Below are 11,200 nucleotides of genomic sequence, written 5' to 3'. Positions count from 1 at the left end.
GCCGTTGACGGGTGCTCGGGATTCCTTCCATCTCGCGGTACTTCGCGATGGTTCGGCGGGCCACGATGATGCCCTCCGACGCGAGCTGCTCTTCGATCGCCGCGTCTGAGAGGGGCTTGGTGGGGTCTTCCGCCGCAATGAGCGCGAGGATGCGGGCGCGCACGGCGTCGGTCGAGCACCCGCCCTCCGCGGCCTGCGCGAGCAGCCGTCGCCACTCGAACGTCCCCGCACGGCACTGGAAGTACTTCCCCGCCATGGCGCGGGAGACCGTGGATTCGGCGAGCCCGAGGATTTCCGCGACGTCCTTCTGGGTCAAGGGCGTCAAAGCCGAGGGGCCTTCAGTGAAGAACCCCTGCTGGCGCGAAACGAGCAGCGTGAAGATCCGGCGGAGTGTCTCACGGCGCATGTCGATGCGGGCGATCAGCTGGCGCGCTTCCTGGAGCGCCGCGGTCCAGGCGGGACCGCCCGAGACGCTGGGAGACGCGAGCCGAAGCCGGGGCGAAGCGGCGGGATTTTCGAGCGCCACCCACCTCCCCTCACGGCATTCGACGAAGAATTCGGGAAGCACCGTCGGGGCGGCGTCCGCCCAGGGGCGGCCCGGATGGGGGTCCAAAAGCGGGAGCGCCCAAAGCACCTCGTCCAATACGTCTGGGGAGAGGCCGAGCGCGCGGGCGGCGTCGGCACGGGCCGGGCCCGAGGTCTGAAGAAGCGACGCGAAGGCCTGAAGGTGTTCGCCGAAGAGGTGGGCGAGCGCCTCCGTGGCGTCCTGGGTGAGTTCTCCGGCGCGCGCGAGCCGCGCGATCTGCTCCCGGACGGCTTCGACGGGACCCGCGCAGGCGATCCCTGCGGGGTCGAACGAGCGCAGGGCGATGATCGCCTCGTCCCAAAGCGTCGCGGGGCGCGAGGGATCGATCGAGGCGAGGTCTTCGGGCGTGGGGTTCAGGAACCCGTCGTCGTCGACCTCGTCGATGAGGTCGCGCACGGCGTCGCGGACGTCTTCCGTGAGTTCGGAGAGGAGGAGCTGCTCGCGGAGCATCCCGCGAAGGGTTTCCTCGGCGGGCGTGTCGGCATCTTCTTGGAAGTCCCCTTCGGGGCGCGGGCCCCCGGGCCAGGCTTCGTAGACGCCGGGGATCCCGTCTTCGGGGTCGACCCGCTCAAGCAGAGGATTCTCCTCCATCCAGAGCGCCGCCTCGGCGCAAAGCGCCTCCGCGGGGAGCTGCAGGAGCTTCAACCCCTGCTGCTGTTCGGCGGAGAGCTTCTGCTGCTGCGCGAGGACGGCCTGGAGTTCGGCGTGCATGGCTTACATGCTGAAGTTGTCGCCGAGGTAGAAGGTGCGCACGTCGGCGTTCTTGATGATCTCGGTGGGCGAGCCGGCGGCGAGCACGCGGCCTTCGTTGATGATGTAGGCGTGATCGCAGATCGAGAGCGTTTCGCGCACGTTGTGGTCCGTGATGAGGACGCCGATGTTGCGCTCGCAGAGGTAGCGGATGATGCGCTGAATTTCGATCACCGCGATCGGGTCGACGCCGGCGAAGGGTTCGTCGAGCAGGATGAAGCGCGGGTTCGCGGCGAGCGCGCGGGCGATTTCCGTGCGGCGGCGCTCCCCGCCCGAGAGCGACAACGCGGTGCTCGTGCGGATGTGCTGGATCTGGAGTTCGTCCAGAAGTTCGTCCAGGCGCCGTTCGATTTCGTCCTTCGTGTAGGGCTTGCCGTTCTCGTCGATCTGAAGTTCCAGAATCGCGCGGATGTTGTCTTCGACGGAGAGCTTCCTGAAGACGCTCGCTTCCTGCGGGAGGTAGGAGAGCCCCATGCGGGCGCGCTTGTAGATGGGCATGTGGGTGAGCTCATGCCCGTCGAGGACGATCTTGCCGCCGTCTGCGACGACCAACCCCACCACCATGTAGAAGCTCGTCGTCTTCCCGGCGCCGTTCGGGCCCAGGAGGCCCACGACTTCGCCGCTTTTCACGGAAAGGTCGACGCTCTTGACCACCTGACGCGAACCGTACTGCTTGCGCAGACCGGTCGCTTCGAGCGTGTGGATTTCTTCGGGCGGGAGCAGCTCTTCTTCGGGCGTCGTCGTCTGTTCGGTCGTCATCCGTGGTGTCCGTTACTTGGGCGCGGTGAGGTTGGTGGCGGGCGAAAGGCGGGCGCCCTGATTGCGGGGCTCGGCCGCTTCCTTCGTGCGCGGCGCGATGATCGTGCTCACGCGGTTCTTCTTGCCGTCGGTGGTGCCGCCCTCGATGGTCGAGCGCGCGTAGCGCAGGTTGTAGACGATGCGCTCGCCGCTCGACTGGTCCTTGCGCACGCCGTTTTCCGTGCGCGAGATGCGCGCGGCGCCTTCCAACGTCACCGTGTCGCGCTCTTCGTCGTAGGTGATGCAGTTCGCTTCGGCGTGCATCCACTCGTCGATGCCCTTCGTCTTCGGGTCGCGCTGCTGCTTGAAGCGCGCGGGCGAGCCCGTGATCACCGCCTTGCGGTAGCCCTTGGGCGTGACGGAGAGTTCGAGCTTCGCCCCGGTGATGTTCATCGACCCCTGGTCGACGACGACGTTCCCGGCGTAGACCGCCGTCTGCTGGACTTCGTCACCGTTGAAGCGGTCCGCATGAACCTCGATCTGCTGATCGCGGTCGGTGCTGAGCGCCCAAACCGGGAGACTGAGTGCGGCGCAGGCCGCGGCGACGAGAAGCTGCCTCATGGGGATCATCGTTCAAGGGTGGAGGAATGGAAGTTCTGGGGCTGCAGCACGGTGTGCACGCGCTTGCGCAGTTCGACCGTGCGGGCGATGTTATCGTACACCATGCCTTCTTCGGCCTCGGTCACGTCGTTGCCGCGGCGCATGAAGACGGGCGCGGTCGTGTCGAACCGGTAGGTGTCGAGCCAACCGCGCAGGCGGTCGGTCCTGAAGTAGAGGTCGGGCTCCGCCGGACCCGCGGCGCGGGTGTATTCGACGTTGCCTTCAAGTTCGACAGTTTCCATCCCGTCGTTGCTCCAGGCTTCGTCGGCGCGAAGCGTCGTCTGAAGCTTCGCGGGGTCGAGCGTCACGAAGAGCGCGTTCTCGGCCCTCATGCGCTCGTCGGAGAAGTGCGCGACGTGCGCGGCGACGAGCCGGGTCGTGGGACCGCCCTCGGGCGAAAAGTCCGTGAGCGTCACGTTCTCGGCCGTAAAGTCCGGGCTCTCGGGCGAAGGCACGTAGCGGAGCCCCATCAGCCCCGTCTGCACCGCGTAGTAGTAGCTCGCCAGAACGAGCGCCAGAAGGATGCTCGCGCCGGCGATCGCGGTGATGCGCTCGCTCATGATGAGTCGGCGGTGGGTCATCCTCAGCGGCCCTCCACGTAGGCCGCGCGGACCAGGTCGTCCCAAAGGCCCCGGCTCCGCAGAATGAGTTCGGCGAGGTCGCGCACGGCGCCCGCGCCCCCGGCGTGGGGCGCGCGCCAGGCGACGATGCCGTCAAGATCCGCGATGCCGTCGGCGGGCGTCGCCGGAAGCCCCGCGCGCATGAGCAGCGGCAGGTCCGGAACGTCGTCGCCCATGTAGGCGACCTCGCGGTCGGTGAGGTTGAGTTGGGCGAGAAGCCCTTCGTAGGCGGGCGTCTTGAAGCGCTGGCCCTGAAGCACGTGCGTGATCCCGAGCTCCTTCGCACGCTCCGCGACGATCGCGGACGTGCGGCCCGTGAGGATCGCGACTTCGATCCCGGCCTTCTGGAGCATCTTGATCCCGAGGCCGTCGCGCACGAAGAACGACTTGAAGAGTTCGCCGTTCGAGGAAATGTTGATGCGGCCGTCCGAGAGGACGCCGTCGACGTCGAGCACGACGAGGCGGACGGCGCGGGCGCGGTCTTCGAGCGTCGTCATCAGATCACCTTCGCGTCCATGAGGTCGTGCATGTGCAGAGCGCCGATCAGGCGCCCTTCGGCGTCCGTGACGAGGAGCTGGTTGCAGTGCTTGGCTTCCAGAACCTTCGCGGCCGCGGCGGCGAGTTCGTCGGCGCCGATCGTGTGCGGGGACTTCGTCATCACGTCGCGGATGACGATCTCGCGGATGTCGCCCACGCGCTCGATCAAGCGGCGCAGGTCCCCTTCCGTGAAGATCCCGAGCACGCACCCGTCGTCGGCGACGACGGCGGTCATGCCGATGTGCTTCTTCGTGATTTCGCGCACGGCGTCCAAAACCGTCGTGTCGTCCCTCACCTGCGGCATCGCGTCGCCCGTGCGCATGACGTCGCGCACGTGGATGAGGAGGCGTCGGCCCAAGGCGCCGCCCGGGTGGCTGCGCGCGAAGTCTTCCTTCCCGAAGCCCTTCGCCGCGAGACAGGCGACCGCGACGGCGTCGCCCAGGGCGAGCGTGAGCGTCGTGGACGCGGTGGGCGCGAGGTTCAAGGGGCAGGCTTCGCGCTCGACGTGGCAGTTCAGGTGCACGTCGGCGTAGCGCGCGAGCGAGGACTCGGGGTTGCCGGTCATGGCGATCAGCTTCGCGCCTTCGCGCTTCAAGGTGGGGACGATCGTCAGGAGTTCGCTCGTCTCACCCGAGTACGAGATCCCGAGGACGACGTCCTCCGCTGTGATCATGCCGAGGTCGCCGTGGGCGGCTTCCGCCGCATGGACGAAGAAGGCGGGGGTGCCGGTCGAGGCGAAGGTCGCGGCGAGTTTGCGGCCGATGTGGCCCGACTTCCCGACCCCGGAGACGACGAGGCGGCCCTTGACGCCGAGAATGAGCTTCACCGCTTCGGCGAAGGCTTCGCCCAGATCGCCTGCGGCGCGTTCGAGTTCGGCGGCTTCATGGCGTAGGACGTCTCGGCCGAGCGTGACCGCGTCGGCGGCGGAGTAGGAAATGGTCATCGGATGGCTCGCGGAATGAATCTGAGGGGGCCGCAATCGGGCGACCCCGACGCGCATTTTAGCGGTTGGCGTCAACATTCGATCGTAACCGATGCGGGGCCGGGCGTTAGGACGAACGCCCAAACTTTTCGAGAGTTGTCGGAGTCATGAAACGAAAGCGCCGCCTGCGGCGCGTGGGTGGCCGAGGCGGCGTTTCGGGCTGCGGTGCGGAAGGCCCGCACCGGGCACCGGTTTAGTGGTGAAGAATCTTCGAGAGGAACTTCTGGGCGCGTTCCGAGTGGGGCTTCCCGAAGAATTCGTCGGAGGGCAGGTTCTCGATGATTTCGCCCGCGTCCATGAAGATCACGCGGTCGGCGACCTTGCGCGCGAAGCCCATTTCGTGCGTGACGACCATCATCGTCATGCCTTCACGGGCGAGCTGCACCATGACGTCGAGCACTTCGTTGATCATTTCCGGGTCAAGCGCGGAGGTCGGTTCGTCGAAGAGCATGCAGATCGGGTCCATCGCGAGCGCACGGGCGATCGCCACGCGCTGCTGCTGGCCGCCCGAGAGCTGGCCGGGGAACTTGTCGGCGTGCTTGAGAAGCCCGACGCGGTCCAGGAGCTTCAGGCCTCGCTCCGTGGCTTCCTCGCGCCCGCGGCCCAACACCTTCATCTGCGCCAACACGAGGTTTTCGCGGATCGAGAGATGCGGGAAGAGCTCAAAGTGCTGGAACACCATGCCGACGCGGCTGCGCAGCTTCGGCAGGTCCGTCTTCGGGTCGCCGACGGAGATCCCGTCGACGATGATCTCGCCCTTCTGGAAGGGTTCGAGCGCGTTGACGGTCTTGATGAGCGTGGACTTGCCCGAGCCCGAGGGACCGCAGACGACGACCACTTCGCCTTTTTCAACATCAACCGAGCAGTCCTTGAGCACCTGGAAGTTGCCGTACCACTTGCTGATGTTCTTGATTTCAATCATTGCCATGAGGGGGTCCTTCAAATAAGTCCGTGAGTTACCGGGCGTTCACGCTCAGGTTCGACTGCAGACGACGAATGAGCAGCGAGAGCGACAAGGAGACGGCCAAATAACAGACGGCCGCAAAAGAGTACATCAAAACGAGTTCCCCGTCACGCTGAGCGATCTTGGAAACCGCGCCCATGAAGTCGTTGCCGCTGATCACGTAGACCAGGCTCGTGTCCTGGAAAAGAATGATGATCTGCGTGAGCAGCACCGGAAGCATGTTCCGGAGCGCCTGCGGAATGATCACGTAGCGCATCGTCTGCGCGTAGTTGAGGCCGAGCCCGATCGCGGCGAAGTACTGACCGCGCTTCACGGACTGGATCCCGGCACGCATGATCTCGGCGAAGTAGGCCGCCTCAAAGAGCACGAACGTGATCACGGCCGTCATGTCGGCGCCGATCATCACGGGGTGTTCGAGCCCGAGGAGGATGCGGAGCACCTCGGGCATGAGAAGGAAGTACCAGAAGAGCACGAGCACCAACGGCACCGAGCGCATCAGGTTGATGTAGAGGACCGCGGGGGTGGAGAGCCACTTGCGGGGCGAGAGGCGCGCGAGCGCGAGGAGCGTCCCCAGGGGAAGACCCAGAAGGGTTGTGATTGCGGTCAGCTGCAGCGTGTAGACGGCGCCGTCCGCCAAAAAGCCCGCGGAGGCGGTGATCGTGGAAAAGTCGAGCGACATGTCGGTTCCTCCGGGGGTATCAGGCGCGGCGGGCGATGAAGCCCGGAACGGCGCAGCGCGCCTCCACGGTCGTCATCAGGCGGTTGACGGCGAGCGAAATCACGATGTAGAGCACCGTGGCCCAGCAGTAGGCGGCGAAGAACTGGAAGGTGTTCTCACCCATTTCGTTCGCGCGCATCGTGAGTTCGGGAAGACCGATCGTGATCGCGACCGCGGTGTTCTTGACGAGGTTCATCGATTCGCTCGTGAGCGGCGGCAGGATGATGCGGAAGGCGATCGGAAGGAGCACGAAGCGGTAGCTCTGCACGGTGGTGAGCCCCAGGGCGCGCGCGGCGGCGGGGAGCCCCTTCGGGATCGATTCGATGCCGGCGCGGACCTGTTCGGCGACGCGCGACGACGTGAAGAGCCCGAGGCAGAGGAAGGCGGAGAGGAACTGCGTCGTGAGCGGGTCCGCGGCGATCATCCAGCTCTTGTAGGCGGGGATGAGTTCCGGGACGACGAAGTACCAGACGAAGATCTGGACGATGAGCGGAATGTTGCGGAAGAGTTCGATCCAGGCTTCGGCGAAGTGCCGGATCCAGGGTGTCCTCACGGTTCGGAGGGTCCCGATGACGAGCCCCAGGGCGAGCGCCAGGGCGAACGCGGCGACCGCCAGGGCGATCGTCCAGCCCGCGCCGCCCAGGAGGTAGAGCCACCAGGGGTCTTCGGTAAAGAGACCGGGTTCCAAAAGTGAGGAGAAGTCGAGATTGATCGCCATGAGTGCGGGCCGCCTTGAATTGTTCTTCTAAATCGTGAGGGCGGCGGAACCGAGGGGTCTCCGCCGCCCGCCTGGGGTCAAGCCCCAAAGTTTTTCAGATGCCCTTGTCGTTGGGCGACGCGAAGAGTTCCTTCGTGTAGGCGTTCATCGGGAAGTTTAGGTTGGCGTTCTTCGGGGGGATGGGCGACTCGAACCAGGTCTTGTAGAGCTCGGCCATGCGGCCCGAAGAGAACATCCCGGCGATCGTGCGGTCGACCAGAGCCTTGAAGGCGGGGTCGTCCTTACGGAACATCGCCGCATAGGGTTCGCGCGAGAGCGACGCGTCGAGGATCATGTAGTCGGCGGGGTTGTCCGTGTTGGAGATCTGCCCGGCGAGGAGCACGTCGTCGATCACGAAGGCGTCGGCGCGGCCGTTCACGACGAGCTGCATCGCTTCGGCGAAGTCCTTCGTCATGAGCAGACGCATCTTCACGCCTTCCTTCTTCATGAAGTCGCGAAGAAGCGCGACGCTGGTCGTCCCCGACGTGACGGCGACGTTGCGCCCGTCGAGGTCCTTCATCGTCTTGATGCCGGAGGACTTCTTCACGGCGGCGGAGACCTGGATGCCGAAGTAGTTGAGGCCGAAGGCCGCTTCACGCTGACGCACGAGCGAATTCGTCGTGGAGCCGCATTCGATGTCGACCGTGCCGTTCTGGATCAGAGGCACGCGGTTCGCGCTCGTTACGGCCTGGTAGCGCACTTCAAGGTTCGGGAGATTCAGTTCGGTCTTGACGGCTTCGCCCACGGCGCGGCACACCTCAAACGCGTAGCCCACGGGCTTCCCGTCGGCGTTGAGGTAGGAGAACGGCACCGAGCTTTCGCGGTAGCCGATCGTGATCGTGTTGGTGTCGCGGATCTTCTTCAGCGTGCCGTCGAGTTCGGCGGCATGAACGGCGCCCGCGGCAAGGGCGGCGGTCAGAAGAACGGCGGAGAGACGTTTGAACATGATGCGGGAACTCCCAAAAGCAGTGCGGGGGCCGGAATTCGGCGCCTTTGAACCTAAGGGAAGCAAGCCGCGTGCCAAAGCGGTGCATGATGCGGAAAAGCCCGGAGATTCCGGGCTTTTTCGGGGTGCTGATGCTGAGGGTCACTGGGACCCTCAAGATGCGCCAAAGAGGCATGAACGCACCGATATGGTGCGTTCTCACGAATCCGTGCTTATTCTTCGGGCGCGAAGACGGGCTTGCGGCCTTCGAGGAAGGCGGCCGCGGCTTCCTTCGCTTCGCCGCTCGCCATGCGTTCGGCGAAGACCGAACGCTCTTCGGCGGACTGCGCCTCGATGGCGGCGTCGCGGGCCATGCGCAGGAGGCGCTTCGAGGCGGCGACGGCCTCGGGCGGGAGCACGGCGAGGCGGGCGGTCTTGGACGCCACGAGCATTTCGAGGTCGTCGGGCTCCACGACGGCCGTGACGAGGCGCATCGCTTCGGCTTCGTCCGCGCTGATGGGTTCCGACAGGAGGATCTTCTCGGCGGCCTTCGGGTAGCCCGCGGCGGCCGTCATGACGTAGCCCGTGCCGAAGCGGGGCGTCAACGCCAGCGCGACCGACGGCACGCTGAAGAGCGCGCGCGTCGAGCAGTAGACGAAGTCGCAGTAGAGGAGCATCGTGAAGGCGTCGCCCACGGCGGGGCCGCTCACCTGCGCGACGATCGGCTTCGGGAACGTGCGCAGCACGTCGAAGAAGCGCTCGGCCGCGGCCGTGATCGCTTCGGGCGAGCGCATGCGCTCTTCCAGGTCCATCCCGGCGGAGAAGACCGTTTCGTGGCCCTTCAGGAGCACGACGCGGACCTTCGGATCGGTCGCGGCGTCGAGGAGCGCATCCGTCATCGTGCGGAACATGTCCGAGGTGATCGTGTTGCGGCGGTCCGCGCGCTCGATCGTCATGTGAAGGATGCCGAGCGCCTGCGTGATCTGAATGGCCATGGTGTCGTTCTCGTCGTGGGTTTTGAAGAGGGTCGGGATTCTACCGCAGGATCTTGCGCCAGCGGATCGTGTCGCGCTCGTCCGATGCGCGCACGTACCCGAGCTTTTCCATCATCGCGTTCATGCCGTCGTTGCCGCGGAGCACGATCCCGAAGATCGCCTTCGCGCCCAAGCGGAGCGCCTCGTCTTCGAGCCTCGCCATCATGCGGGTGGCGAGACCGCGTCTTTGATCCCGGTCGGCGACGACGACGCCGAATTCGGCTTCGTCGGGGCATTCGGCGGGATCGGCGAGGCTCACGCGGCCGAGGCAGGCGATCCGTTCGCCCCCGGCGCCGTCGCCGCAGACGTCCGCCCAGGCGACCGCGCGTCGGTAGTCGATGCGGCAGAGCGCGGCGACGCGCTCTTCGGAGAGCCGTGCCGAGCTGTGAAATCGGAGGAAGAAGCTCTTTTCCGACAGCCCCGAGATGAATTCGAAGACCCTCGGGAAGTCGTCCTCCTCGACGGGACGCGCGCGGTAGCGGGTGCCGTCCTTTGCGGTGAAGACGTCGTCTCCGGCCGTCTCGGGCGGGGCGCCCAAGGTGAGATGCGGGTGATTGGGTTCGGGGCGAACGGGGCCGTCCCAGAGCCAGACGCCGGCGTCCAAGGCGAGGAAGCCGTCCGGTTCGGGGACGAGCGGGTCGATGCGGATCTCACGGATCGCGGGAATCGCGGCGGCGACGTCGGAGAGAAGACAGAGAAGCTCCGCCGCACGGTCGGTGTCGACGGGCGGCATCCCGCGAAAGCCCCCGAAGGTGCGCGCAACCGCGGGGCGCCGCACCGTCTGGCGCGCGACGTCGAGCGAGACGGGCGGGAGCGCCGCGGCGAATTCCGGGTGGAGTTCGCCCGACAGGCCGCCCTGGCCGAATTCGAGGGTCGGCCCCCAGACGTGGTCGCGCACGATCGCAAAGCGGAGTTCCCGCTCGGGCATGTGCGGGTGCATCTTCTCGACGACGACCCCCGTCCAGAGCGGAAGGTTTTCGATCGCTTCGTAGGCGCCGCGCAGGCGCTCGAACGCGGTGCGGACGTCCTCGGGCGCAAAGAGCGTGAGTTCGACGAGCCCCAGTGCCGCCTTGCGGGCGAGACCCGGCGCGTCGGCCTTGAGGACGACGGGAAAGCCCAGATCCAACGCCGCGCGGACGGCGTCGTCCGCGTCCGGGGCCCGCTCCGTCGCGACGGAGCGCACGCCCAGGAGCGAGAAGAACCGGGCGCGCTCGTTCCCCGTCAACGCATGGCGGCGTGCGGCGAGGGCCTCTTCGACCATCCTGCGGAGCGCTTCGGTGCGCTCGCGCCCCAAACGCGGGCGCGGGCCCGCGGGCGGGAGGCGCCGCGCACGCACGAGCTGCGTCTGCTGCGCCAAAAGTCCCAACGCACGGGCGGCGTCGTCGGGCGAGCGCACGGCGCAGACGCGCGCGTCGGGCTTCTCGGCGAGGATGCGCTTCACCGCGGCGCTTCGCTGGCCGCTCACCCAGGCGAGCCCCACGGGCTTGACCGAGGTCTGCGCGGCGAGCGCGACTTCGCGCACCACTGCGTCGAAGTCGAGCGCGGGGTTCGGTGCGGCGATCGTGAGGACGGCGTCCAACCCCGGGTCGCCCAAAAGCGCCTCCAGGGTCTCGCGGTATCGGGCTTCGGAGCTCCCGGCGCCCAGAATCACGGGGTTCACCGGCATCTGTTCGCCCGGCCACTTCTCCCGGAAGGTCTGCACGACGTCGGAGCTCAGCCCGGGGAGCGTGAGCCCCGCGGCCGCGGCGTCGTCCGCCGCCATCGCCGCAAAGCCGCTCCCGTTCGTGAGGATCGCGGTGCGGGTGCCCTCTCCCTGCGGGAGACGGCCGATCGAAAAGGCGGCCGCGGCGGCCGCAAAGTCCGCAAAGCGCGTGACGAGGTGCGCGCCCGCTTGGCGGACGAGCGCCGCGAAGGATTCGCGGCGGCCCG

The 11,200-nt window shown here is 66.8% G+C and carries 12 protein-coding genes; all 12 read right to left on the bottom strand.

What is annotated here, in order from left to right; all coding sequences use genetic code 11:
- The coding region (locus HMPREF9440_RS05915; RefSeq protein WP_040764094.1) for an RNA polymerase factor sigma-54 at positions 1 to 1,297 on the bottom strand (1,297 nt) is incomplete at its 3' end.
- 3 nt (positions 1,298 to 1,300) lie between these two features.
- On the bottom strand, positions 1,301 to 2,095 hold the full coding sequence (gene lptB / locus HMPREF9440_RS05910; RefSeq protein WP_008542426.1) for an LPS export ABC transporter ATP-binding protein: 795 nt from the start codon (positions 2,093 to 2,095) through the stop codon (positions 1,301 to 1,303).
- A 12-nt stretch (positions 2,096 to 2,107) separates the two neighbouring features.
- Positions 2,108 to 2,695: a lipopolysaccharide transport periplasmic protein LptA gene (lptA, locus tag HMPREF9440_RS05905; RefSeq protein WP_040764100.1), complete on the bottom strand. Its 588-nt coding sequence runs from the start codon at positions 2,693 to 2,695 to the stop codon at positions 2,108 to 2,110.
- 5 nt (positions 2,696 to 2,700) lie between these two features.
- On the bottom strand, positions 2,701 to 3,315 hold the full coding sequence (gene lptC, locus HMPREF9440_RS05900; RefSeq protein WP_008542424.1) for an LPS export ABC transporter periplasmic protein LptC: 615 nt from the start codon (positions 3,313 to 3,315) through the stop codon (positions 2,701 to 2,703).
- Positions 3,316 to 3,317: 2 nt separating this feature from the next.
- Complete coding sequence (locus HMPREF9440_RS05895) at positions 3,318 to 3,851, bottom strand: KdsC family phosphatase (protein WP_008542423.1); 534 nt, start codon at positions 3,849 to 3,851, stop codon at positions 3,318 to 3,320.
- Positions 3,851 to 4,834, bottom strand: a complete 984-nt coding sequence (locus tag HMPREF9440_RS05890) for a KpsF/GutQ family sugar-phosphate isomerase (RefSeq protein WP_008542422.1) — start codon at positions 4,832 to 4,834, stop codon at positions 3,851 to 3,853. Before HMPREF9440_RS05890 ends, HMPREF9440_RS05895 begins: the two co-directional genes overlap by 1 nt.
- A 232-nt stretch (positions 4,835 to 5,066) precedes the next feature.
- Entirely contained in the window at positions 5,067 to 5,795 is a 729-nt protein-coding gene (locus HMPREF9440_RS05885; protein WP_040764091.1) for an amino acid ABC transporter ATP-binding protein, read from the bottom strand.
- Positions 5,796 to 5,829: 34 nt separating this feature from the next.
- The gene (locus tag HMPREF9440_RS05880) at positions 5,830 to 6,516 is read right to left on the bottom strand and encodes an amino acid ABC transporter permease (RefSeq protein WP_008542420.1); all 687 of its coding nucleotides are present in this window, start codon (positions 6,514 to 6,516) and stop codon (positions 5,830 to 5,832) included.
- Positions 6,517 to 6,535: 19 nt separating this feature from the next.
- Positions 6,536 to 7,273, bottom strand: a complete 738-nt coding sequence (locus HMPREF9440_RS05875; RefSeq protein ID WP_008542418.1) for an amino acid ABC transporter permease — start codon at positions 7,271 to 7,273, stop codon at positions 6,536 to 6,538.
- A 94-nt stretch (positions 7,274 to 7,367) separates the two neighbouring features.
- Entirely contained in the window at positions 7,368 to 8,258 is an 891-nt protein-coding gene (locus HMPREF9440_RS05870; RefSeq protein ID WP_008542415.1) for a transporter substrate-binding domain-containing protein, read from the bottom strand.
- Positions 8,259 to 8,470: 212 nt separating this feature from the next.
- Positions 8,471 to 9,232 carry an enoyl-CoA hydratase-related protein gene (locus HMPREF9440_RS05865; RefSeq protein ID WP_008542413.1) on the bottom strand — a complete coding sequence of 254 codons (762 nt, stop codon included), beginning with the start codon at positions 9,230 to 9,232 and terminating at the stop codon, positions 8,471 to 8,473.
- Positions 9,233 to 9,272: 40 nt separating this feature from the next.
- Positions 9,273 to 11,200, bottom strand: a 1,928-nt coding sequence (locus HMPREF9440_RS05860) for a bifunctional acetate--CoA ligase family protein/GNAT family N-acetyltransferase (protein WP_008542412.1), incomplete at its 5' end; no start/stop codon positions are given.

Origin of the sequence: Sutterella parvirubra YIT 11816 (genome assembly GCF_000250875.1) — a bacterium.
In the GTDB taxonomy this organism is placed as follows: Bacteria; Pseudomonadota; Gammaproteobacteria; order Burkholderiales; family Burkholderiaceae_F; genus Sutterella; species Sutterella parvirubra.
The sequence above is the reverse complement of the archived record's forward strand: the minus strand, read 5'-3'. Positions and strand labels throughout refer to the sequence as shown.

Bases quoted from the DNA above. Each gene is read 5' to 3' on its own strand.
- lptB (WP_008542426.1), bottom strand. From the start codon at position 2,095: ATGACGACCGAACAGACGACGACGCCCGAAGAAGAGCTGCTCCCGCCC.
- lptA (WP_040764100.1), bottom strand. From the start codon at position 2,695: ATGAGGCAGCTTCTCGTCGCCGCGGCCTGCGCCGCACTCAGTCTCCCG.
- lptC (WP_008542424.1), bottom strand. From the start codon at position 3,315: ATGACCCACCGCCGACTCATCATGAGCGAGCGCATCACCGCGATCGCC.
- HMPREF9440_RS05895 (WP_008542423.1), bottom strand. From the start codon at position 3,851: ATGACGACGCTCGAAGACCGCGCCCGCGCCGTCCGCCTCGTCGTGCTC.
- HMPREF9440_RS05890 (WP_008542422.1), bottom strand. From the start codon at position 4,834: ATGACCATTTCCTACTCCGCCGCCGACGCGGTCACGCTCGGCCGAGAC.
- HMPREF9440_RS05885 (WP_040764091.1), bottom strand. From the start codon at position 5,795: ATGATTGAAATCAAGAACATCAGCAAGTGGTACGGCAACTTCCAGGTG.
- HMPREF9440_RS05880 (WP_008542420.1), bottom strand. From the start codon at position 6,516: ATGTCGCTCGACTTTTCCACGATCACCGCCTCCGCGGGCTTTTTGGCG.
- HMPREF9440_RS05875 (WP_008542418.1), bottom strand. From the start codon at position 7,273: ATGGCGATCAATCTCGACTTCTCCTCACTTTTGGAACCCGGTCTCTTT.
- HMPREF9440_RS05870 (WP_008542415.1), bottom strand. From the start codon at position 8,258: ATGTTCAAACGTCTCTCCGCCGTTCTTCTGACCGCCGCCCTTGCCGCG.
- HMPREF9440_RS05865 (WP_008542413.1), bottom strand. From the start codon at position 9,232: ATGGCCATTCAGATCACGCAGGCGCTCGGCATCCTTCACATGACGATC.